A 25,719-nucleotide genomic window follows, 5' to 3' on the forward strand; every position below is an offset into this window, starting at 1 on the left:
TGAGTTAGAAATTAATATCCACGCCAACTGCATAAGTTCTGGGAACCGGATAAGCACCCGCATCTACGCCTTCCCTTAATCCGTTTAATCCGTTTATACTTGTTTCCGGCGACATCCCTTTATATTTGGTAAATACCGCTGCCTGTTGACAACTCAGGTAAACTCTTGACCGGTTAAACACTTTCTTTAAACCCGGTAATACATATCCTAAAGTAATATTCCTGATAGTAAGATAAGAGCCATCTTCTATCCAACGGCTATTAGCATACCTGAAGAAGTTATTGCCCGCCCCGGTCGTACGAGGCACTTTTCCGCTTCCCGGATTTTCTTCTGAACGCCAGCGATCCGCCAAATACTTTTGCACGTTGAAAACACCATCCTGATTTTCTGACCACTCCAGCTGACCATTAATGATATCTTGTCCGAAAGCACCTGAAATTACAATCCCTAAATCGAACCCTTTATAAGAAAAACTATTATTCATACCTAACAAAAACTTGGGGTTGGGATCTCCAAGAAAAGTTCTGTCGGCATTTGTGATGACACCATCTCCATTCAGATCTTTATAACGCACGGTTCCTACCGTTGATGTTACGTGAACCGGTTGCGTTTCAAACTCGTGCTGATTCATATACACACCATCAAACACATAACCCCAGAACTGTCCCATAGGCTTGCCCACTTCTGTTTTCCAATAGGTGCCCTGCTCACCAACGCCATCAATGGGCGTATTATTGGTACCAAGTTTCATTACCCGATTACGATTAACCGATATATTTAAGTCTGTATTCCATTTGAATGCACCAGTAAAATTCCGGGTACTTACCGAAAATTCATACCCCCAGAATTTAAACCCTCCGATATTGGATTGTATACTGGAAAAACCGGTTCCCAGGGGAACATCCACCTGATACAACATATCATCTACCTGCTTTTGATAATAATCAGCTGTAAAAGCAATCCGATCGTTTAAGAAGGATATATCAATACCCAGGTCAAAACCAGCAGTAGTTTCCCAGGTGAGGTGAGAATTCCCTAAGGAAGTTAAACTTCTGCCCTGAGCCAGCGCGCTTCCGAATACATAGTTGGTAGTTGACACCCCACTATACTGCCTGTAATTACCAATATTAAAGTTTCCCACTAAGCCATATTCTCCACGTAGCTTCAGATTACTGATAACCGGTATGTTGCGCATAAAGTTTTCGTCAGACACTACCCAACCAGCTGAAACCGCAGGAAAGGATCCCCATTTATTGTCAGCACCAAATCGTGATGAACCATCTCTTCTCAAAGAGGCAGAGAATAAATATTTTCCTTTGTAGTTATAGTTCAACCTGCTGTACATAGATAAAAGTGACCAATCGCCCATATTGTTGCTACCATTTTTAACTGCCGCTGCATCTATCCATGACACCATATCATCAGGAAAATTGCTTCCGCTCAAACTATTATATTCTTCATAAAAGTTTTGCGCCGAATAACCTGCCAACAATTCTATTTTATGATCGTCGGCAATTGTTTTATTATATGCTAGCGTATTTTCTGTCAGCCACGAAACATAGTTATTGGTAGTGTAAGAACCTGATGGAATGGTTGGTGGCGGAGACCAGATATTGCCTACGGAGCTAGGATTGAACACCCTGGTTGACTGACTGCCAAGATCTACAGACATAGCACTCCTGAACTTAAAATCCTTCAAAAACTTCACCTCTAAAAATGCGTTTGATAACAGGCGTAAGTTTTTTTCCCGGTTAATCGCATCTTCAAGTGTTGTTACCCAATTAGGCTGTGTAAACAATCCCGGACCTTCAAAGCGCAACTTACGGGTACCATCACTATTTGTTTCGTACGGAGAGAAAATGGGCGGAGCGGTAAGCCCAGCAAAAATGATGTTAAAGGTACCATCTGTCCCAAAATTCTGACCATCCTGAAAAGTGGGCGCTATATTTACACCAACCCGGATATTATCATTGAAACGGTATTCATTATTTGAACGAAGCGAGTAACGTTCATAGCCGGTATTAAGCATTACGCCCTCTTCCTTGTAATACCCGATCGTTGTTGCTGAACTGAATTTATCCTTTCCAGCCAACAATGAAAGGTTATAACTACTCATTCTTGATTTACGTAATAGTACTGACATCCAGTCTGTATCTGGTCCGGTCCATTTTTCCGGATTTTTATAAAGTTCCGGCATACCATCAGCATAACCCTCATAACGGATCCTGTCTTCAAATACCTCTTTCTCAAATTGCAGGAATTCTTTTGCATTCATTAAATTGGGTCTGCCACGTTGGGGCACCTCACCCACCCCCTGGACAATATTAAGGCTAATACTTGTTTTTCCCTGTTTGGCTCGCTTTGTGGTAATCAATACAACACCATTAGCTGCACGCGATCCATAAATAGAAGCGGCAGAAGGTCCTTTTAAAACAGAAATACTTTCAATTTCATTAGGGTTGATGCTGTTGATATCCCCTATAATAGGTGATTCATCCACCACATACAAAGGGTTATTTCCTGCATTCACGGAGGCTGCGCCCCGAATTCTTAACGACATTCCTTTGCCTGGTTGGCCTGAGGTTTGGTTAATTTGAACCCCTGCAATCCTGCCTTGTATTTTTTGCGCGATCTGTCCCACGGGTTGATCTTCCAGTTGTGCAGTAGCAATTGTTGCCACCGATCCCGTAAGATCCCGTTTCTTCTGTGATCCATAACCAATTAAAACAATTTCAGACAGGTCTTTGGCAAATGTTTTCAGGATTACATCATGCACATTGGCAGTACCTGCCTGTATTTCCGTGGTTTGAAATGCGGTGTGTGATACTACCAGTATAGCATCATTACCTTGTACAGTTATTTTATACAGACCAGCATTATCAGCAACAACAGCATTTGTGGTGCCTTTAACAGTTACTGTTGCACCAGGTACTGCGCTCCCATTTGTATCTTTTATGACCCCGGTGATTATACGACCTGACTGGGCAAATGTGAATAAACTCATTACAGTAAATAAGAAAAGAAACAGCAAGGCCTTAGGCAAAGAATGCCTCACATGCGCCCGCACGTGGAAGGATCCAATCATACTAGTAATTTTAAAGTTTTTAATTTCAATGCAGCTGGCAGATCTTGTCGACAAAAAGATCAGATATCCAATAGCATCTGGAGGTTGATAAAAAAGATCGTAAAATGTTTGGTTGACTGCTACTCCGTGGAATACCTCTATGAGTATTAGTTCGATAGCATAAAATTAGTATCAATATCTGATCTAAAATAACAGTTAAATATCCAAAAACTATGATTTTATAACATCTTGAATGAGGCCTATAGTCTGGCATCGCATTCCCGCTACATACCACTTTCTCAGGTTGATTTAAAACTATATTTTCCTGATTGTACTTTGATCCTTGTCTTGTTATTTTCACGATCCAAAACTTCAATGCCTTTAACACTTTTTATATCCATTCCATTTTCCGTAATGGTTTTTCCGGAAGGGATAACAATGGTTGCACTTGTATTTACTGGCACAGTCACATCCAGGGAGTATTCATTTTCAGCACTTATCCAGGACACCGCTATTTTTCCGGCTATGCTATTATACGTCCCCTTTGCATATGTAATACTTCCGCCAGGTACAGGTTCTATAAAGAAATGTTTATACCCCGGGGCTGCAGGATCATTATTGATACCCAGTATGGATCGATACATCCATTCCCCCACCGCACCAATAGCATAATGATTAAAAGAGTTCATCCCCGCGTTCTGAAATCCACGGCCCTGCACATAACCATCCCATCTTTCCCAAATGGTTGTAGCACCCTGGTCTATTGAATACAACCAGGAAGGGAATCGTCTGCTTTCAATCAATTTATAGGCAATATCACTATAACCAAAACGTGTCAGCTGATTCATTAAACGAATAGTGGTTTGAATGCCGGTAGATATTCTAAAATCGTAGGCCTTTACCGCTTCTGCCATATGCGCTGCAGCTTTTGTTTTAAGGTTTTCCGGTACCAGGTCAAAGTCCAATGCCAGGGCATATCCCGCCTGCGTATTACCTTCAATAATGCCATCGCTGCTGATGTATGCTTTTATAAAAGCTGTCTTAATCGCCGCCGCCAAAGAGTCGTACCTAGCAGCATCTGCTGTGTTGTTGAGCAAGTGTGCTGTTTTGGCAACAATGTTAGTGGAGTAATAAAAAAATGCTGTTGAATACACATCATCTGGCACTTTACCCCCTTCTTTGGGATAGCCTGCTTCTATAATCGTATTGCCGTTCAACCAGTCTCCGTACATATTCCCCCGCTCATTCTTCCATAACAGGTCTTTATTGTATTTGAATACTGACGCAATAAATCGTTTCATTGGTTCGTATTGTGCTGCTAAAACGGTCACATCTCCATAGTGTTCGTATAAACGCCAGGGAACAATTACGCCAGCATCACCCCATCCTGGTGAATTATAAAAATTAGCCCAGGTGCCCACTTGTGGCGCATAGTCGGGAAAACGACCTTCTTTCGTTTGTGAGTCCCTGATGTCCCGAATCCATTTTGTAAAAAAGGCCCCCATATCCATGTTGAAAATGGCATTATTGGAAAATACCTGTGCATCTCCCATCCAACCAGCTCTTTCATCACGCTGTGGACAATCTGTTGGGACAGCATGCATATTACCTTTCTGTGTCCAGAGAATATTTTCCCATAGTTTATTCAGCTCTTTTGAGGAGCATTCAAAGCTGCCGGCAACAGGAGCAGAAGAAGCCACCACCTTTGCAGTTACGGTATTAAGATCCGGTGTTTGAGTAAGCCCTGTTATTTCAACAAATCGAAAGCCATGGTAAGTAAACCGGGGTTCATATTGAATGTTGGTTTCCGTTCCGGGGATATAAGTATCCATTTGAGTTGCTCCCCGGAGGTTATCTGTATATAACGCTCCCTTTGTATCCAGTACCTCACCATGCCTTAAAACAATTTTATTGTGAGGATTATAGGGCAAGTTTAATTGCACCCATCCTGCGATATTCTGTCCCAGATCAAAAATATAGGCACCATTTTTTTGAGGGATGATTTTTATAGGCTTTATTTCCTGGATGACTTTAATAGGTTCATTCATTTGAGCACTAATGGCAACTTTCACCTGTGGATATTCGGTAGCAGGTGTCCACTGTGTTACATCCAATCCTGGCTCCTTCCAGTCCTTCTCCGCTGCTGATGCGTTATAAGTTTCACCATCAAAAATGGATGCTGCTGTTATGGGACCAGTTTGCTTTGTCTTCCACGAGCTATCTGTAGCTATTATGTCTGTATCCCCATCCGCATATTCAATCTGTAGTTGTGCCAGCAGCTTTCTATCCAAGCCATAGGAACCGCGTTCCGGATGAGAAAAAATAACACCGGCATACCAACCATCAGCTAACATAGCCCCAATCGCATTGGCACCTTCTTTTACCAACTTCGTTACATCATAGGTCTGGTATTGTACCCTTGAATGGTAGTCTGTCCATTCAGGAGCCAATACGTGGTCACCTACCTTTTTTCCATTAATGTATGCTTCATACATCCCCAAACTAGTGGCATACAATGTGGCACGCTGTATTGGCTTTTTCGTTATAAATTCCTTACGTAAAAGCGGAGATGCAGGAACAGGTATTGATTTAGCCGTATGCTGCCTGTTGGGATGCAGAAATCCATCCGTAAGCAGGGCCGGCCACCATTTCTCTGTAGAGAATTGTTTATAGCCCTCATAAACATCATCCGCATCAACGACAGCACCAAGCGCTACATTTTGATTTTCACTATTAAGTACCGCTAATTCCCCCAGGGCGAATGCATATTGCTCTTTATCGATAGCCGCCAGTTTATTTACCGTCACTTTTATATAACGGGCGCTAACAGCAGGGAAGGAAACCTCAAGAGGTTGTAGGCTACCATGGGTGTATCCCGTCTTCGAATAGTCGGCCAGTATTTGAGACCTGGTAAAGTCTTTATCGGAAGCTGCTATCACTGTAAATGCTGTTGGAAAAAGATGAGGTTGCAGGTTTTTGCCAAACAAGGCAGGATACAATTTCACGGAATGAAAACGCTGTTCGGTGCCCAGATCTACCGTAACAGATTTGGTAACATCCGCCCTTGTAGCTATGGCAGACTGGTAGCCAGCGTGAATATTATATTGGCTATCGATTGGTACAGCTGTTGGTGCGATACCAATCCATTTAGCCTTCCATCCGGTACTATCAAGCAATCCCATTGACCAACTTGCAATGGCACTCCAGGACGTTTCATGGTTATGTACATCCCAGGATTTAATTTTCCAGAAGTATTTTTTCCCTGGTTGTAATGTTTGGCCGCCGAACGGAATAAATGCAGTAACCTCACTACTTATATTTCCCGAATCCCATACATCCGCTTTATTATTGACGAGCCTGGAAGAATCAGAAGCTACTAATATCCGGTAAGCAGTTTGAAGTTGGCCTCGCTCATCAGATTCCAGTTGCCAGCTTAAACGAGGCTGTTTCACATCAATTCCTTCAGGATTTTCAAGGTATTCGCAACGAAGGTGCTGGATTGTTACAGGGGAAGTTTTATTGTCGCAGGCAGACAGGAAACCCAAAAGCAATCCTGTCAGAAGGATCTGATGTTTCATAACGGCAATTTTCTACAAGAATACCAAGAGCGATTTGAGATTTCAAATGCTTTTATAGCATTTTTTTATGGTTTTATACGGGCCGCATTTGTCAGTGCTTTAGCCATAGTGGCTATTTCGTGCTATTACCCGGTGAATAAATCAGTTTGGGGGTATATCTGAATCCAGGGATCGAAGGAGCGGTTTTTATAATAATAAAGGCCAGCACGTGACGTGATGGCCTTTATTATTTAATTGTTACAGCTTATTTCTTATTTGAACAGGTCTACTTTAATACCCAGTGCAAAATTGCCTGAGAGATAGTTACTCAGACCAGCCGTTTGTGAAGAGTAGCTGAGCAGGATACCAACCGTATTAACAATATTGTAACCCGCTCCCACTGTAAAATTCTTAGAGGTATGGTACATACCGTACACGTTTACCAGGTTATCAAAGAACACGATATTGGCACCCATATCTACAATATTATCAAAGCCACGCACACCACGAAAGCATACCTTTGGCTCTATAGAGGTAAGCTGTGAGCCGATGCCAATTTTATAGCCGGCAGCTGTATAAAATGTAGAACTGTTTACCTGGCCTTTGTTATCCGACTTAAAGTAACCGATCATATTTGGCAAGGCGGCCTGGAGGCTCAGACCACTGCTGGTGTATGCAAGACCAAAGTCTGCATCGAAGTAATTATCACGGCGATTATACCGGCCGATAGAAGGATCTGTAATATCACCGTTGAGCGCTTTCCTATCGAGGTGTTCAGCACGCAGGCCCACAGACAGACCGAAGTGGAGCTGTTGCGTACCAGATGCTGTAAGCGGCAAATGATACGCGTAAGTAGCAGCTACGCGGGTATTCGAGAGCAAGCCTGCTTTATCGTTATAAAAATAAAGCCCTACCCCTACTCTTTTACCAGCAGCGTAATCGGCAGTAACGGCCATAGTAACCGGTACCCCAGGTTCATCTTTAAACTGTTTCCTGTAAGCTGCGTTGAGATGAAGCCCGGTGTCAACCCCTGCAAAAGCAGGGTTTCCGAGGTACTGATTCTGAAAATATTGGGGTCCCAGCGGATCCACTTGTGAAGTGGTGGCGTTGCCCCACTGTTGTGCTTTTACGCTATGTGTTCCTGCAAGTAACAGGAGGATATAAAATACCTTTTTCATCCTGATTAGAATTTATCTCTGATGATGGTAATAAAACCTTTCACTTTTGGTAACCCAGGGCCGAAGTCGAGTATATAGTAGTATGTACCTTCTTCGAGCGGCTTACCATTCAATGTTGCATTCCATTCGTTCAGATAGCCATGTTTTGTATAGATCAGACGGCCGCTGCGATCAAAAACCTTGAGATCATTATTTGGATAACTGTCGATATTTTTAATCACAAAGCGATCGTTGATACCATCACCGTTTGGTGTCATGATGTTGGTAGCGTCAACTTTATAATCATCTTTCACGTCGATGGTGATAGATTGTTGCGCCGTACATCCTGCCAGGTTTGCAGCAGTAACCGTGTATATTACTTTTTGTTGTGGCCTTACTGTAACAGCAGGCGTGTTTTCGCCACTGATAATACTTGTGGGTATATCAGCAGTCCAGGTGTAGGTAGTCCCACCGGTGGCGGTGAGTAATACTACATCCCCCTTGGATACCATTACGCCTTTATTGCTTGTAATCACCGGCGTACTGATGCTGGTAACGGAGAGGGCGAAGGTTTGTTGTACCTGGTTTACACCACCATGGTCAGTGCCGCCGTTATCTTTCACTGTAACAGTGATGGAAGCGGTACCACTGGCGCCCGTTGTGAACCTGAAGCGTAAGGTGTTGCCTACAACAGCGAAGGAAGAAAACAATGCATTGTTGGTGTTGGCAGCTGTAACAGTCACTGTTTGTGCTGTTTCAGGGCCAGCGGTCACATTCACCAGCGCAATGGACTCCTCGTTTGCAGTAGCGCAATAGGCTACCGGGCCGATGGCTCCCAACGTTGGTGCTTCGTTGACATCTGTGATGTTGATAACAAATGCTTTCTCCAGGAACTCTCCATTTTGCGTTGTTGAACGTACCCGGATATTGTAACTGGATTTAGCTTCATAGTTGAATGCCTGCTTAGCCAATACCTGTGCACCGGTGATTGTGAAAGCGTTGTTGTCCTCACTGCCTGTGCCGGCAACCAAAGTATAAGTAAAGGTACCTCCCGGTTCATCAGAAGTAGATAACAAGTCACCTGCAACATCTCCTGCGGCCCCATTTTCAGGCAATATAGCTGATGCTAGGCTGATGCTGGTTGGCGGTTCTGGCAGGTTGTTCAGGTTGATCACTACGTTTTCAGTAGCACTGATGTTAACGCCATCACTCACCTTCACCGTGATTGTGAAAGTGGCATTCTTTTCATAATCCAGATCGCCCGCATCATTGACAGTAATCACACCGGTGGCTGGGTGAATAGTGAATGCAGGGGTAGCATCACCATCAGGGTTTACATTGGAAACGATGGTCCATTGTTGAAGTGTACCTGTAGATCCCGGATCAGTACCTGTTACGGTGCCTACCACAGTACCCGCAATGCTGCTTTCATTGACATTGAAGGACTGGCCAGGCATAACCACCGGAGGTACAGCATCTACCAGTACCGTGCTGGTGTTACCTACGTTATTGAGCGTGAGGTCAACGTTATTGCCAGCTGCATCTTTAATGGTAGCTGCACCCAGCGTAATGCCAGCCGGGATGGTGATACCATCTCTATCAAGGTCACCGGCCGCTACGGTGTAGTTGAAGGTGAGGACCTTAGTACCTGTACCGCCGTTGTAAATAAATGCCTTGGTAGTAGTGCCTATTGTTACATTGATGGCTGGCATACCTGTTACCAGCACAGATTCAGTATAGTGAACAGCAAGCGTTAGTGTCTGACCCGCTGTATACATCTTATCGGCCGGAACAGCTACGTTGGTTACTACCGGAATCACAGCATCTACTAATACGCCAGCGGTATTACCAACACTGTTAAGCGTGAGATCAAGTACATTACCTGCGGGATCAGCGATGTTACCACCACTGAAGGCAAGGCTAGTTACTTCGATACCGTCAGTATCCAGGTCGCCAGCAGCAATGGTGTAAGCGAACGTGAGGACGTTGGTGCCAGTACCACCTGTGTAGGTAGCATTAACAGTGGCGCCACCTACTTTCAGCATGAGGGCAGGTGTTGCGGTTACGATTACGTTTTCAGAGGTATTAACGGTGAAGTGCAATACTTCGCCGCCAACATATGTTTTGTTTCCCGGAACGTTTACAGATGTTATTGTGGGGGCCACAGCATCCACTTTTACATTGTTGGTAGCGCCCACTGCATTGAGGGTGAGCCCTGCATTGTTGGCAGCTGCATCCTGAATGGTTGCACTATTCAACGTGATAGTAGCAGGAACAGTAATGCCGTCATTGTCCTCCTCACCATTTACTACTGTATAGCTGAAAGTCAGCTCAGCAGTGCCCGTGCCACCGGTGTAGGTAAAGGCTTTGGCAGTTGCTCCTATTGTTACGTTGATGGCGGGTGTACCTGTTACCACCACTGGTTCGGAATAGTGAACGGTGACGGCGAGCACTTCACCTGCTTTGTAAGTCTTATCAGCCGGAACAGCTACGCCGGTTACTACAGGAATCACTGCATCCACTTTCACGTCGGTGGTAGTACCTACGTTGTTGAGGGTAAGCGTCAGGTTGTTTCCTGCAGCATCTGCAATGGTACCACCGTTGAGGGCCAATGCCACTACATCGATACCATCGGTGTCGAGATCACCGGCAGCTACCGTATAAGCGAACGTGAGGGCATTGGTGCCGGTACCGCCCGTGAGGGATGCGTTGACATTGGTACCTCCAATTTTCACTGTGAGTGTTGGCGTGCCTGTTACGATCACATTTTCTGCAGTATTCACGGTGAAGTTCAGTGCCTGACCTGCTATGTAAGTTCCATTGGCAGGGACGGCTATACTAGTCACTGTTGGTACCACTGCATCTACTTTCACACCGGTGGTAACACCTACGTTGTTGAGTGTAAGTACCAGGTTATTACCGGCTGCATCCGCGATGGTACCACCATTAAGTGCCAGTGTCATTACCTCGATACCATCAGTATCCAGGTCACCTGCCACTACTGTGTAAGTAAAGGTAAGTGCATTAGATCCAGTGCCGCTTACATAGTTAGCATTGATATTCGTGCTGCCCACTTTTACAGTAAGTGATGGCGTGCCTGTTACGATCACATTTTCAGAGGTATTGACAATGAATGACAGTGGTTCAGCGGCCACATATGTTTTGTTTCCCGGAACGTTTACAGATGTTATTGTGGGGGCCACAGCATCCACTTTTACATTGTTGGTAGCGCCCACTGCATTGAGGGTGAGCTCTGCATTGTTGGCAGCTGCATCCTGAATGGTTGCACTATTCAACGTGATAGTAGCAGGAACGGTAATGCCGTCATTGTCCTCCTCACCATTTACTACTGTATAGCTGAAAGTCAACTCAGCAGTGCCCGTGCCACCGGTGTAGGTAAAGGCTTTGGCAGTTGCTCCTATTGTTACGGTGAGGGCGGGTGTACCTGTTACCTCCACTGGTTCGGAATAGTGAACAGTGAGGGTGAGCACTTCACCTGCTTTGTAAGTCTTATCAGCCGGAACTGCTACGCTGGTTACTACAGGAATCACTGCATCCACTTTGACGCCGGTAGTAGCACCTACGTTGTTGAGGGTAAGCGTCAAGTTGTTTCCTGCAGCATCTGCAATGGTGCCTCCGTTGAGGACCAATGCCACCACATCGATACCATCGGTGTCGAGATCACCGGCAGCTACCGTGTAAGCGAACGTGAGGGCGTTGGTGCCGGTACCGCCCGTGAGGGATGCGTTGACATTGGTACCTCCAATTTTCACTGTGAGTGTTGGCGTGCCTGTTACGATCACATTTTCTGCAGTATTCACGGTGAAGTTCAGTGCCTGACCTGCTATGTAAGTTCCATTGGCAGGGACGGCTATACTAGTCACTGTTGGTACCACTGCATCCACTTTGACGCCGGTGGTAGCACCTACGTTGTTGAGTGTAAGTGCCAGCTTGTTTCCTGCAGCATCTGCAATGGTACCTCCATTGAGGGCCAATGCCACTACATCAATACCATCGGTATCGAGATCACCCGTAACTACCGTGTAAGCAAACGAGAGGGCGTTGGTGCCGGTACCACCTGTGTAGGTAGCATTGACATTCGTACCTCCCACTTTTAAGGTGAGTAATGGTGTGCCGGTTACGGTTACCCCCTCAGATGTGTTGACAATGAATGACAGTGGTTCAGCGGCCACATATGTTTTGTTTCCCGGAACTGCTACAGATGATACGATTGGGATAATACCATCGATGATGAGTGCTTTGTTGGCTCCCAGTGAACCGGCAGTACCTGGCGCAGGCAGCGTAAGCTGTGCGTCCATAGTGGCGGCGTTCTTTATAGTACCGCCATTCAGTGTGAGCGCCGTAGTGGCCGCGTAGTCCAGGTCGGACGATTGATCTCCTGCCTGAACGGTATAGCTGAAGGTGAGGGTATTGGTACCGGTGCCGCCGGTATAATCAATGAGGCGATCAGTAGCGCCGGTTTCCAGCTTAAGTTGTGGTGTACCCGTAACATTTACCGGCACACTAAAAGTCAGTTGCACATCGATAATGTCACCTAATTTATAGCTCCCGTCTGTTGCAGTAGCCGTTACATTGGTGAGTTGCGGGAAGGTAGGATTTACGTTGATGTTGATCATCTTTGTATCTGTCCGGGCACCGCCGTCACCGGTATTGCCCAGGTCATCGGCAATGGCAGTAATAGTAGCTGCACCATAATAGTTGGCTCCTGGTCTATACGTCAGTGTTGACAAAGCAGCATTGACGTTAGCAGGTGTACCTTGTATTTCCATTGCAATCACGTTAGTCCCAGGCGCTCCGGTAATGAAGGTGATACCTCCTAATGATGTCAGTGACATGAGGCCTTGGGTAGCCGTCAGTTTCATGCGCATGGGAGAGCTGGTGTTATCCACATCACTGGTGCTGATGCTATTGGCGAGATTAAATACCAGGATGGTATTCATATCCACGCTTATGGTAGCAGGCGCGAAGATGACCGGCGCATCATTTACAGCAATGATATTGATGGTAAATGTGGAAGTACTTACATTTTCACTACCCGTACCGGTATTACCCTTATCGTTATAGCTGATGGTGCAGATAATACCACCGGCAGTACTGTTCAGCGCAGTCGTGTAAAACACATTATCTCCGGCACAGAAGGCATTGATATCTGTAATGGTACCAGACAGTACCGCTGCATTGGTACCACTGCCACTCACACTTACCCCACCGCTACCGGTTGCGCTGATGGTGCCTGAACCATTGGGTACAGCTACCGTCACTTCTACAATACCGGTTCCGGCATCCACATCTGCGAAGGCCAGTGGTGTGATAGCTGTAGCAACATCTTCCCTTACAGAGAATGGAGAAGCCGGAACAGTTGGGGTGGCCCCTGCATCGTTTACACCATTGATATGTAGTACCACAGTGGCTGTAGCCTTCTTAGTCCCCCCACTGCCTGTGTTACCTAAATCGCTCAGGCTTAAGTTCAGGTTGATATCACCATTGAGGTTGAGTGCTGGTGTATAGGTAAGATTATTACCTGCGATATACGTGTTGATATCGGCCAGCTTACCAGTCAGGATGACGGTGTTAAAAGACGTACCTACCGCAATAGAACCAGAAACAGCTGCATTAAGCGTACCTGTACCAGGAGACAGCGTGAAGGTAAGTTGTACGTCATTGGGATCCGCATCTACGTCAGCTACTGTGATACCGTTGATGTGGGCAGTTACGTCTTCTGTCAGGTTGATCGGTGTGGTGACAGTAAGGGTTGGCGCATCATTGACAGCGATAAACCGCAGGTTTTGAGTGATCCGTGCACTTTCACTGTTTGCATCTCCACTGGTACCCGGATCGATACCGGTGTTGCCCTGGTCATTGATGTCGATGGTCAGGGATACATCTATGGTGTTGTCAGCTACCGGTATATACGTCAGGTTTCCTGCATTAATATAGGTATTGATGTTTGCGATGGTACCTGTCATTACCAATATAGCTGCCCCTGTGCCAGTTACAGTTACGCCTCCCCCGCTGTCGCCTGTGATAGTACCGGAAGGAACCATGTAAATAACTTTTACAGCACTATTACCTGCATCGACATCAGTGAAAGAAACGCCGTTTAATGTCAGTGGCTGATCTTCCGTACCAACAATACTGGCAGCGTAGGTAATACCCGGGGCATCATTTACAGCCGCATAATTAACAGTAATTGTTTTGGTATCTGTAAGGTTACCACCACCGGTTCCCCCATTATCATCGAAGGTTACCGTAACAGTGGCAGCGCCATTGTAATTTAGTTGAGGGAATAACATAATTTTATTACCAGCTACACTATTACCAACATATAAATTGAGGTCATCCATTTTACCACTTAACACAAGGGTGTTGGTGTTGTTCCCAGATACGATTGTGACAGGAGCTCCGGCAACTGAAGCTGCAGCGTAGAGGGTACCATGATCTGTGGTAAGTGTTAAGGTGCCAATAGTATTCAAAATATCAATATCCGCCAGTGTGATGTTGTTAATTAAGATCTGGTTATCCTCATTAATGCTAAGCGGATTGGGACTGATGGCTACTGTTGGCGCATGGTTGGCAGCTAAGAAGTTTATTGTAAACAGCTCCATGGCTGACTGAGGACCATCTGAGCCAGTGTGGCCACCATCATTTAATATGCCTTTAATGGTTACTACACCAGTGCGGCCATGCGAAGGCGTATAGGTGATTTTGTTACCGGCAATAAATGTATTCAGCGCTGCAACGGAGCCGGTCAATATCAGTGAAGAAGTGCTACTGCCGGCTACGGTTACGTTGCCACCGGCAACTGCAGTAAACGTGCCCAATGCATCGTCCGTGAGCGTCAATGTTTCATCGCCACCATTATCATCGTCATCACGTGCTGTAAAGGCATTAATGAAGACAGGGGTATTTTCCGTGCCATTCACAGTGGCCGGATTAGCTAAAAGAGCAGGAACATCATTGGTAGCTGTAATACTTACGGTTACGATGGCAGGGCCGCTTATACCGCCATCCCCATCATCCATGGTGAACCGTATATTCCGCGTGTCACTCACCCTGGTAGGGTTATCATCAAGAGAACTGTAAGCAATGGCCCTGAATACCTGTGAAGCTATCGCAGGAGAAACAGTGATTGAATTAAAAGTAATCACCAATGGGTTATTGCCAGTGCCGCCAGTGATGGTACCGATTGCTGCACCGTTGTAGTTAAGGGTACTACCAGTTACTGATATGGTACCAATATTTTGTACAGATAAGACGTCGCCAACTGTATAGCCAGTCAAAAAAGAGACCGTAATATTACCTCCATCAAAATCAGGAGAATCACCATCACTGACAACAGCATTGCCGCCGACATCCAGGATGTTGGGAAAAGCCTGTTCCAAATATGAAACCATGTCACCATTAAGGTTGACAATGGTAGGTGCTACGTTGGCCAATGAGGGGGAGTTGGGGGTGGCATTGCCGGAATCGCCAGTGACCAACCTCATCAGGATCGCTGACGTAACCGGAAGTGGATTAGCACCCGCCACCTGAAAGGTATTTTGTGCCATCAGGAATTGAGAAAATCCTGTAATGATTATTAGCAACAAACAATGGCGGGATACAAAGATAATACGCCTGTTACCCCAGTGGCGTCTGGGTTGAATGTAAAAATCCTCCATAAAAACATTTACGAGTTACGAACTATTATTTATGCATCGGTATTATATGCAGGGATAAGGGTTTAACCATCCGGTCACTAGCAACGCCACATCTGTAGCCTGATTTGGTATCGGGTCCAGGATATGCCACCATTACTTACAATAATTTTCCTACCTGATAAAGTCAGCTGATCAGTAGTCAATGGCTGTGTTGAAAAATGAGTGTTTCTGCAGGGTTCTTCTATAGAGATATGGATAAGATTTTGGTTAATCATAACATTTACTTTATTGCCTGTCCGATCTATAACAGCTTTGATTGTTATGCTTGTTTCATGACCTGGCAAGGCAAAAAGGTCAGGGATTTCCTGGGTATTTTAGGTGTAATTCGGTCACTAAGATAGAGATATTTTTAATTTTCCAATGATTGTGGAAGAAAAACCTGTCCGGCGGTGGATACGGCCAGTTATAAAACAAGCTATGTACACTTTAAATAAAGTGTACATAGCTTGTAAGGTACTATGAGAGGCTGTTATCCTTTCCAGGGCCCCGTAATGGCCAGTGTTAAACCGGGAGATTGGATATTTACGAACAGGGTTTTCCCTGATGGCGAAAACACCGGTCCGGCAAATTCCGATTCACGGTAACCAATATTCTTTGCAATAGGGTACAATTTCCCTTCCGCAGTAATTCCAATAATTCTAGGGTCACTTTTATCTTCGCAGATGATCACATCCCCCCAGGGTGCAATGGTGAGATTATCGCAATTCTGGAACATATTCACATCATTAGGTTCAATAAATAACTCCAGTTTACCCGGACTTTCCTTTTCCCTGGGCTGCCCTTCGTACTTACTCGGTATATACTTGAATATCTGACCTTTTGCATTTTTGCCACCTGAAGTACACGCAAAGAAAAGCTCATGCTGCCCGTACCAAATGCCTTCAGCATTTGCAAAAGTAGCTGCGCCCATTTTGGCACCCCGTAGCCGGAGGTCATTGTCTGGTGCTTCCACGTTATCCAGATCCACCCATTCCACCTCAAACTGTTTCTTAACAGGAAATGTATCCCGGCTACCAGGCCAGTTGCGGGTATCTGCCCCTTTCCATTCCTTAATCACCAGGCACTGGAGTTTTCCACCTTTATGCAGTTTTCCAAATTCTTCCGGCAGGTATCTATAGAAAACGGAGTTCCCTGCATCTTCCGTCTGATAAACGATGCCTGTTTCGGGATGTACCGCCACTGCCTCATGTATGAAACGCCCCATCGCTTTAATCGGCACAGGCTTAACAGCGCGGACCTTATCAGACACCGGTACTTCAAAATTATATCCGTGGTCTTTCTCCAGTGTTCCATTGAAATCCCCCCTTCTGTTGTCAATTTCTTCACAACTGATCCAGGAATTCCAGGGCGTAACTCCACCTGCACAATTGCGGATTGTACCTGCCAGGCTCAGGTATTCCAGCTCGACCTGCTGTGAAGCTTCATTGTAAAGGAATGTAGTGGTTCCTCCAACACAGGTAGTGGTTCCTTTACCATAATCATAAATAAGGTCTTTATCTATTTTGTGGATGTTGGCGTTATTTTTTCCGAAAGGACCTGCGCCATGCGATCCGGCTGTAAGTTCATGATTCCGGATCAACATCACTTTATTCTGCCCCCATTTGAATGCCCCCATACCATCGTGGGCTCCGGGCACAATCAGTCCGTCACTCATCGTATCTCCTTTCCTGGAGATTATCTTACAGGAAAAGCCTTTGGGCAGATCCAGTAATCCATCCGCATTCCTTAACAACGGGCCGTAGCCAGGATCCGCATACATAGCAGGAAACTCCCCCGTGGCAGCATGTGCTGAAAACCTGTCTAACCCGAGGAAACCAAGACTAACAATTCCCGACAGCTTCAGAAAATTTCTTCTGGTTTGTTGCATAAAAAATGTATTTAATTGACTTTAATAAAAATGGGATTAGTATAAAACCAAAGATCTGCCCATGCTTCCTCTGCCCCATCAATGCCCAGATGCCGGGTAGCCAGGGAATCAATCAAAGGACTTCCGGTTTCATCCGTTTCATAAGGGGTACCTGGCAGATGATTACTACCACGCACCCTGAAATAAAAGCTTTTAAGCGGGGCTTTAACAAGGTACCTTATCTCGTTCCACCCATCCTTTTGTTTCCAGTCTGCCTTCAAAAACACCTTCTCAATACTGACAGCAGCAACGCTATCTATCTCAAACCCCGTAGTACCAGGTTGTTGCATACCTGTTATCTCACCTGTGATGAGCTGTACGGTATTAACTTCAGGATAACTGTTGTTGAAGTTGGGACCGGTCCTTTTAAACCTGATAACAATCTCTACCGGTTCGCCCTTACGGATGTGGAGAGATTGGCCCATCGTTGCCGACTGTTTATTCCGGACAGCATTGATCTCTAATGCATTGATCAGTCCTCCGTTACACACATACATATTACCACTTCTCATTCCTTCCAGAACAGATAACGGATTCGCAGTATCCTTTGCGTAGATCCATGTACGATGATATTCTCCAGGCCAGAAGTCGCTGGACATACCGTGAAAATCGGAGCTGGCAACCAGCCAGAAATGTCTTCCTTCCGAGAGCATGGCATCCCAGACACCACCTACTTTTGAGGCAAAATATCCTACCCCTCCATAGGTACCACCACCAGCAGCGTGCTCCGGATAAAAAATAGCCCTCAGGGTATTTTTCTGATGGCCTGGCACTCCTTCAAATCCGAATGCCACATTTGGAGCAGCATTATTAAAGCTGCGTAAATCTCCGATTGTTACGTTACCTCCTCTTTCGGGATGGGCAACAAAAGCCCAACTGTTGTTACGGTAATTTGTTTCCAGCCACCGGACTGCGGCAGCTGTGAAATAACGCTTGTCCGGAAGCATTTCACCATACCCCGATTTTCTTCCATTCAACTTTATCAAACCCTTTCCTGGTCCTCCGGCAGTATCAAGATCGCTATAGTCAAACTGGTATTCAAAAGATGCTATCGGCAGCCCGCTACCTGCGATGATACCAACTGTTGTGTGACTGGTAGCAGGCGAATTCCATTCCAATCCCTGGAGATAATGCTTTCCGGGATGTTGTTTTTGCAGCATATTGACCCGTGGATAAGAATATTCCAGCAGTTCCTGCCAGCGCCACATTAGCCTCCTGCCCTCTTTGTCGTATCCGGCATCACTACCTTTAAATACTGTTCCGGGTATCTTATCCCAGGTACGTCCATCATAATTGCGGGGATAACGACCACCATGATCTGTATTAAGCAGGAAATTCACGTCATAATGATGGCCGCCACGATAAAAAACGGAATCCATCGGATAGCCTCCGTCAGAAAAGTAACTGTGTTCATGGAAATCGCCCGTTACCCACCCTGACCTGGCCGTATTAGTTTTATGCTGCTGCATAGGCCTGGAACAGGCGTAACCTGCTATTAAAAAAGTAATGAAACAGAAAAATTTATACTTCATTGCTATGAGATATTCAGGTTAGTCTATTCTTTGTCCCACCAAACGCGCGTCATCACATTATCATCCCCTTGCTGACCAATGGCCTTTTTTACATTTTCAGTATTGGTATTCCATTCTGATTGTGGATAGATCAGACGCCTGTTAAGATTTTTGTCTACCTGTGTATTAAAAGAAGGCACCCCTGTTCTGCGCCAGTGTGCAAATGCTTCGTTCCAGTTATAGTAAAACATGACCCACATCTGGGTGTACAGTTCCTTAAAGGCCGCTGTTGGGTTGCTCTCATCAAATGTGAGTGCTTTCAGATAATTTTCTATCAGGGCAGGCGCCACCTTACCTTTTTCTCCATAGATTTCCTGCAACTGTATATTTGCTTCCACGCCTTTCTTAAAGTGACTGGCAGCACTACCTGAAACCCATCCTTTCAGCATGGCTTCTGCCGTCAGGAATTCGACCTCCGCGTAGGACATATGTACATAAGGCGCATCAAATCTGGCATAAGTGCTGGTATTGGGGGTAGATACTTCTTTTTTGCTGGTATTGTCGGATTCAAAAAGCCGGAACCCTTTTTGCACTTCCGGATCTGTATTTCCGTTAGGCAGCATGGCATAAATACTCAGGCGCGGATCTTTTCTGTTCTTCAGCAGATCTATAAACACATTCGTCAGTTTGTAATCATATTTATTTGCCGCCGCATTCCCATTGGCAGTTGTTGCATAGTAAGTATCAGGCAGGTAATAAACGATAAAAGAATCGTCGTTCTTTTGCATCACTCCGTCTGACAAAGCCTGTATCACTACCTGCTTGGCTTTCTCCGGGTTTACTTTGCTCATGCGCATTCCGTACCGCAGTATAAGGCTGTTGCCCATTTTCTTCCATTTCTCATAATTGCCTTTGTAAATCAGGTCAGACTTTTCGGGTACCGCTTTTTTAGCCGGGTCAAACGCTGCGATAGCCTTCCGGATCTCCGCGATCATACCGTCATAAATCTCTTCCTGGCGATCGTAGCCTGGGTATAATACTCCTTGTTCATACCCCAGTCCCGCTTCAGCATAAGGCACATCTCCGTATGCATCGGTCATTCTGCTGATCTCATAAGCCCGCATAATCGAAGCCATTGCCCAGAAGTTCACCATTTGCGGATCGCCCTTGGTTTTTTCTATCACGTCCACCACATTCTTTATTGTCTTTGGGTAGATGTCATCAAACAAGTGTGACATGGTGGTGCTTTGCGACTTGTATCCATCAATGTTAGATCCCTGAATCTGCTGCGAAAGGATACCTAACATGGTATAGTGTGTATAATAGGACTTTTCAAAGAGATTCAACTGTATGGTAGGGATCATGTATTCCATGGTAGGCGTTGTTACCAGGTCTACACTTTTATTCATCGCTTCAAAATCCTTGTCACAGCCAGCCAGTAAAAGCGGCGCCGCCAATAAAATTGCATGTATAATATTCTTCTTCATAGCTGTAAAAATTAGAAGGTGAGATTGATGTTGAAGCCGATAGTGCGGGTTTCAGGATAACCTGCATTTTCAAGCCCCTGTACATTGGAACTGGACACGCTGCTTTCCGGCGAAACGTTTTCTACTTTCTTCATCAGGTAGAAGAGATTCCTGGCCACAAATGATACGGTAGCATCTGTCAGGAACGTTTTGTTATATGCTTTACTTGGTATTTTCCAGTTTAAAGCCAGTTCCCTGAATTTGATAAAGCTGGCATCATAAACAAATGCTTCGTGGATAGTAGTCAACCGGGAGTAATAAGAGGAAATTTTATCCGGTGTTACCAGCACATCATTCTCTTTTCCCTCTTCTGTAACACCTTTCCCGATGATCCCGGCATCTCTTCCCTCCAGTGTCATAGGATGTTTTCCTGCAGACACCGCCCACCTGTTGGTCTGAGAATATAGCTTGCCACCAAACTTGCCATCAATATGGAATGACAGTGAATAATTTCCGTAAGAAAAGCGGTTAGTAAATCCTGCAATCTTGTCGTGAAAGCCATTCCCCAGCACTGCAGACCTGTCGCCCACAACGGCATAACCATCTTTGTCAAAAACAATATTGCCCTTATCATCCCTTTTATACACGGAGCCTTTAATTACACCATAAGGTTGTCCTTTTTCTATATTCACCGTAACAGCATCATTCTTGGCCGCGCCGATCTGCAGGCTTTCAATATTCCCCAAACTGACAACCTTGTTGTAATTTTTGGAGAAGACCACTCTTGAGGTCCATTTTAGTTTGTTGCGTAGCGGCTTGAACTCTGCCATAATCTCAAAACCTGAATTGTTAACATTTCCGGTATTAAGCAAGGCTTTATTATAACCAGATGAATTAGGCACATTCACGGAAACGATATCATCTTTCACCTTTTTGCTATAGTAAGCTGCATCCAGGTACAACAGTCCGTTAAGCAGCTGCACTTCCACCCCTACTTCCGCTTCAGTTGATATTAGTGGTTTGAGATATTTATTGGGGATGGTGGTAGTAACAATACCTTGTAATACCTGTTCATTATAATTTTTGCTATCCAGCCCGTAAGAAAGATCCAATCCATAAGGGTCTGCACCACCACTTACCTGCGCAAATGAACCTCTTAATTTACCATATTGAAAGAGGTTGCTGTTTATCTTCAGGGCATCGGTAAATATAAAGCTCAGTGACGCTGATGGATAAAACAGGTGGTTGCTTGTTTTAGGCAGCGTAGAAAACCAGTCTTGCCTCCCGGTAAGCGTGAGGAACAGGTATTTATTGTAAGACAGTTCCGCCATACCGAACACCGAGTTAATCTGGGATTCTGATTTTCCAGTAGTAGTCGTTTTGGTAATAGTATTATTCAGGGTATGTATACCTGGTATAACAAAGGGGGTACCATACATATTTACGTTATTCGCCGTTCTTTTCATTGAATTCACACCACCCATGAGGTTCAGGTTAAATGCTCCTTTCAGGAATCTGTCATAACCTGCCGTAGCCTCATAGTTCATTTCCAGGAAGTCGCTCCACCGCTGTTCATATTCCCCGCCAAAAGGCTGCCAGTTCATTCCTTCCGGCTGGTAGTTAAGTCGTTTGAAGAAAAAATAGTCCTGCATCAGTCTTCCCTGAATATACAGGCCGTCCAGCACATCGTATCGCAGGGACAGGGAATTGACCAACCTGTTTTTAGTATCTTCCTCATACATTTTATCTATCACAAAATAGGGGTTGGTAATAGCACCATCCGTAAATATCTTCTCTGTACCATCCGGCAGGTAACCAGGTTTCAGGTCCAGTACATTCAGGTTGGTTGGCAGCTGTATCAAGGTATAGTGAGCATTATGAACGTTCCCACCTACGTTCTGACGGTTTTTCACATTCTCTATCATATACATGGTATTCACAGCGGCTGTTACTTTACCGAATGTACTGTTGGCATTGATAGAGGCATTCCTCCTTTTATAAGAGCCACTGTTAACAAAATCCTTGCTATCTGTCTGTCCTATTGACAACCGGTAATTGTGGCGTTCCGTACTTTTGGAAAGCGACAGGGTATTTGAATACAGCAGGGCATCGGAGTAAAAGTTTGCCGGATTCTTTTTTTGTGCGGAATAAGGTCTTTCAACACCGTCAAACTGTATTGTTGGTTTTCCATCCAGTTTCTCCCCCCAGGAATATGCACCTGTTACAAGCGCTTCCTGCTGGCTTACCGGCCGTTTACCGTCCCGTCCCTGGCCATACTGATATTGCCAGTTGGTCATATCTACTATCCTTGAATTCGTCAATGAGGAATGGAGTTCTACCACCATGTCCTTTCTGGAAGATTTACCGTTTTTAGTAGTAATCAGGATCACGCCATTGGAAGCCCTGGAGCCGTATAGCGCAGCAGCAGCATTTCCCTTCAGCACGGATATGGTTTCAATATTATCAGGGTTAATCATAGACAGGCCATCTCCGTAGTCAATACCACCTCCGGCGTCGTTATTCCTACCGAAATTGCCTGAATTAACGGGCACCCCATCAATTACCCAAAGCGGAGAAGAGTTGCCCGAAGCAGAGATGGTGGATATCCCTCTTATAACAACCCTTTTTGATCCGGCAATACCATTAGCAGCTTCTCCAATATCCACGCCCGCTACTTTGCCCATCAACGCGCTTTGTATATTAATGGTTTTGTTCGTCGCTACTTCTTCTGCCTTTAATTGCGTAACAGCATAACCCAGATTCCGTTCCATCCGTTTTACTCCCAATGCGGTTACTACAAATTCATCCAGCTTTGAATGTGCTCTCAACAGGTTGATATTGAGGGTTAATACTTCCTCTCCATTTACATTAATCCCCCGGAGTTCTTTTGTATTATATCCTACAAATTTCACTATCACTGTATAACTTCCAGCCGGAAGCGTGATAGCATACTCGCCATTTTCATTACTGGTAGTTCCTACATTTCCGATATTAATGGAAGCGCCGGGCATCAGATTACCTTCTTCATCAAAGACCTTCCCCACCAGCTTTCCAAATTCTTTCTTTTGAGTAGCGCCACTGGTGATCAACTGTCTGGTGGCTTCATCTTTAACCAGGACCCATGTATTTCCTTCCTTTTTCAAGTGAAGCGGCAGGCCTGATATTATTTTCTTCAGCAATAACTCTGTACTCAAATTAGAATACTCTGCATCCGCTATCTGGAATGCGCTTACATCGGCCTTGTTATAAGCGATGGCAGCACCTGTAATATTCCTTACCTGCGCAATTGTTGATTCCAGCGAACCTTTTTTTATTTTAGCTGAATACTTTTCCTGGGCAAGCGATAAAGAAGTACAAGCACATACGAAAAATGCCCACAAAATGGATGCCTTGCGCCAGGCAAGAAAATACCTGGCACATCTCAAAAGATGCGTTGATTTCATAAATTTGATGATTGACTTTGTAATGTAATTATTAGATTCCCCTACCAGCCCTTATATGTATAAGGCTATATTTGCAATGCTTAATATATTTCTACCAAAGTTTTGCCGATCCATCTGTGTTGGCAATCTGTCAACAGGCAAAACACATTTATAATTTCCTCAGGACTTTGCTTATTCGTAAAATTCATGTCAATAGCAATTGTATCCAGTCCTGCTTTTTTATTAACAACATTGACCCCGAACTGGCTCTCCAGTATATTGGCCACTTCAGACAATCCTTTGCCTTTTAAATCCCAGCCACCGTTTCTCCAATTGGTAAGCGCCAGAGCATCCACGTTTTCTTTCTGGTAGGTTTTCTGTTTGTGATTGTAGACAACAGATTCGTTGGGTTGTAATACCCCTATTTGCCCCCCTGAGCTATTTTGCTCCACCCGGACCTTACCTGACACAACTGTTATGCTGGCTTCCGGTATCTGTTCATAACTCTTGATATTAAAACTGGTTCCCAGAACGGTAGTTTGTAAACCTTCCCCTGTCAACACCGTAAAAAGATGTTTGCTATCAGCAGCAACCTGGAAAAAAGCTTCTCCGGTGAGGTGCACCTCCCTGTGGTTATTAAAATCTGATCTATACGCTAATGTTGTTTTTGCGTTCAGCCAAATAATTGACCCATCAGGCAAAGACACCTTTTTTACTTCTCCGATTCCTGTCTGGTATTTTAAAAAGTCTATTTGCGTTTGATTATTTCTTTCCACCGGGAGCCCTTGCATCAGATAATACCAGCTACTCCAGATAATGCCAACCAGGCAGGCGGCAACAGCAACAGACTTCATGATTACCAGGTAATCAGGTACAGGCTTTTTATTTAATTTTATGGAGGTGGAAAATTTATTGAACATGCTTTGCTTTTCCTCAGGCGACAATTCCGTTGCTGCCTGGTCTTTCCCCATCTCCTCAAACCATTTCTCCAGCAATAGCCGTTCCCGGACAGAACATTTTCCCTTTACAAATTTGTCCAATAGTTGTTTCAGATCTTTTTCTGTTTTCATAAAATCCTATCTGCCATATTCAAGCTGGCTGAAGTTGTTTTAATACATGTAACAGAAAGATCAAAAATGGCTAGTCAGCAAAATGCAATTAACTATTTGGTAACATTAAACATTCAGGATTAGCTGGCAACAACGTGATTAAGTATCTGGTGAGGTTTAAATAAAAATGAAAAAGTAGCACGCAACAAAGAAAAAACAGCAAGAAAAAACTTTTCTTTAAGGCCAGGCTAAAACGCTTACGTGCTTCTTTAAGGTGGTTCCGAACGGTATTGGGAGAAATGTTAAGGTCCTGTGAAATCCACTCAATGCTTTTCTTCTTTATATATCTAAGTTCATATATGGTACGCATTTTCTGGGGTAACCTGGAATGTTCTTCATTCAGGATGCATTCCATATTGTTTATGGAGGATAACCTGCCAGCTGCTTCGGGGAGTTGAATGATGTTATCATCCAACAGCGTTTGCCAGATTCTTAGTTGCTTTGACTGTATTTTTTTATTCCTGAAATAGTTAAACACCGTATATTGAACCATTCCATACAAATACGAATACACCCGATTCTCAATTTCAACGGTGGTCCGTTTCTCCCATAGTGTAAGAAATATTTCCTGTGTTAAATCTTCAGCATCTATTCTGTTATTAATCCGTTTGTTTATTTCGCTGACCACCAATTGCACATATTGTTTATATAATAAGGAATAAGCCACCTTATTTCCTTGTTTCGATAGCTCCCACAATTCTTTATCCCTGGAATTAGTATCTAACATGTTAATTAGTAGTTCAACTGGAAATTTAATATTCTATCAATCACAAAATTATTTCTTGAATATTATTAAGATGTTAACT

The 25,719-nt window shown here is 44.6% G+C and carries 10 protein-coding genes; all 10 read right to left on the bottom strand.

Features of this window, described 5'->3' with window-relative positions; translation table 11 throughout:
• Positions 1-4: 4 nt before the first annotated feature.
• Positions 5-3,004, bottom strand: a complete 3,000-nt coding sequence (locus ABR189_RS12675; RefSeq protein WP_354660867.1) for a SusC/RagA family TonB-linked outer membrane protein — start codon at positions 3,002-3,004, stop codon at positions 5-7.
• A gap of 359 nt (positions 3,005-3,363) precedes the next feature.
• Positions 3,364-6,642 (bottom strand): alpha-L-rhamnosidase, encoded by a 3,279-nt coding sequence (locus ABR189_RS12680; protein WP_354660868.1) that lies wholly within the window; start codon positions 6,640-6,642, stop codon positions 3,364-3,366.
• A 251-nt stretch (positions 6,643-6,893) separates the two neighbouring features.
• Positions 6,894-7,799 carry a PorP/SprF family type IX secretion system membrane protein gene (locus tag ABR189_RS12685; protein WP_354660869.1) on the bottom strand — a complete coding sequence of 302 codons (906 nt, stop codon included), beginning with the start codon at positions 7,797-7,799 and terminating at the stop codon, positions 6,894-6,896.
• 5 nt (positions 7,800-7,804) lie between these two features.
• Positions 7,805-15,460 (bottom strand): T9SS type B sorting domain-containing protein, encoded by a 7,656-nt coding sequence (locus ABR189_RS12690; protein WP_354660870.1) that lies wholly within the window; start codon positions 15,458-15,460, stop codon positions 7,805-7,807.
• Positions 15,461-15,968: 508 nt separating this feature from the next.
• Positions 15,969-17,366, bottom strand: a complete 1,398-nt coding sequence (locus ABR189_RS12695) for an alkaline phosphatase PhoX (RefSeq protein ID WP_354660871.1) — start codon at positions 17,364-17,366, stop codon at positions 15,969-15,971.
• A gap of 11 nt (positions 17,367-17,377) precedes the next feature.
• Positions 17,378-18,937: a CehA/McbA family metallohydrolase domain-containing protein gene (locus ABR189_RS12700; RefSeq protein WP_354660872.1), complete on the bottom strand. Its 1,560-nt coding sequence runs from the start codon at positions 18,935-18,937 to the stop codon at positions 17,378-17,380.
• 23 nt (positions 18,938-18,960) lie between these two features.
• Positions 18,961-20,403 (bottom strand): SusD/RagB family nutrient-binding outer membrane lipoprotein, encoded by a 1,443-nt coding sequence (locus tag ABR189_RS12705; RefSeq protein WP_354660873.1) that lies wholly within the window; start codon positions 20,401-20,403, stop codon positions 18,961-18,963.
• An 11-nt stretch (positions 20,404-20,414) separates the two neighbouring features.
• A complete protein-coding gene (locus ABR189_RS12710) occupies positions 20,415-23,825 on the bottom strand; it encodes a SusC/RagA family TonB-linked outer membrane protein (RefSeq protein WP_354660874.1) in 3,411 nt (1,136 codons plus the stop codon).
• Between the two features lie 80 nt (positions 23,826-23,905).
• Positions 23,906-24,874: a FecR family protein gene (locus tag ABR189_RS12715; RefSeq protein ID WP_354660875.1), complete on the bottom strand. Its 969-nt coding sequence runs from the start codon at positions 24,872-24,874 to the stop codon at positions 23,906-23,908.
• Positions 24,875-24,962: 88 nt separating this feature from the next.
• The gene (locus ABR189_RS12720; RefSeq protein WP_354660876.1) at positions 24,963-25,640 is read right to left on the bottom strand and encodes an RNA polymerase sigma factor; all 678 of its coding nucleotides are present in this window, start codon (positions 25,638-25,640) and stop codon (positions 24,963-24,965) included.
• Between the last annotated feature and the right edge of the window lie 79 nt (positions 25,641-25,719).

It is taken from the genome of Chitinophaga sp. H8, assembly GCF_040567655.1.
GTDB lineage: Bacteria > Bacteroidota > Bacteroidia > Chitinophagales > Chitinophagaceae > Chitinophaga > Chitinophaga defluvii.

What these genes read in the sequence shown, in the direction of transcription:
- ABR189_RS12675 (WP_354660867.1), bottom strand. Translation starts at nt 3,004, where the DNA reads ATGAGTTTATTCACATTTGCCCAGTCAGGTCGTATAATCACCGGGGTC.
- ABR189_RS12680 (WP_354660868.1), bottom strand. Translation starts at nt 6,642, where the DNA reads ATGAAACATCAGATCCTTCTGACAGGATTGCTTTTGGGTTTCCTGTCT.
- ABR189_RS12685 (WP_354660869.1), bottom strand. Translation starts at nt 7,799, where the DNA reads ATGAAAAAGGTATTTTATATCCTCCTGTTACTTGCAGGAACACATAGC.
- ABR189_RS12690 (WP_354660870.1), bottom strand. Translation starts at nt 15,460, where the DNA reads ATGGAGGATTTTTACATTCAACCCAGACGCCACTGGGGTAACAGGCGT.
- ABR189_RS12695 (WP_354660871.1), bottom strand. Translation starts at nt 17,366, where the DNA reads ATGCAACAAACCAGAAGAAATTTTCTGAAGCTGTCGGGAATTGTTAGT.
- ABR189_RS12700 (WP_354660872.1), bottom strand. Translation starts at nt 18,937, where the DNA reads ATGAAGTATAAATTTTTCTGTTTCATTACTTTTTTAATAGCAGGTTAC.
- ABR189_RS12705 (WP_354660873.1), bottom strand. Translation starts at nt 20,403, where the DNA reads ATGAAGAAGAATATTATACATGCAATTTTATTGGCGGCGCCGCTTTTA.
- ABR189_RS12710 (WP_354660874.1), bottom strand. Translation starts at nt 23,825, where the DNA reads ATGAAATCAACGCATCTTTTGAGATGTGCCAGGTATTTTCTTGCCTGG.
- ABR189_RS12715 (WP_354660875.1), bottom strand. Translation starts at nt 24,874, where the DNA reads ATGAAAACAGAAAAAGATCTGAAACAACTATTGGACAAATTTGTAAAG.
- ABR189_RS12720 (WP_354660876.1), bottom strand. Translation starts at nt 25,640, where the DNA reads ATGTTAGATACTAATTCCAGGGATAAAGAATTGTGGGAGCTATCGAAA.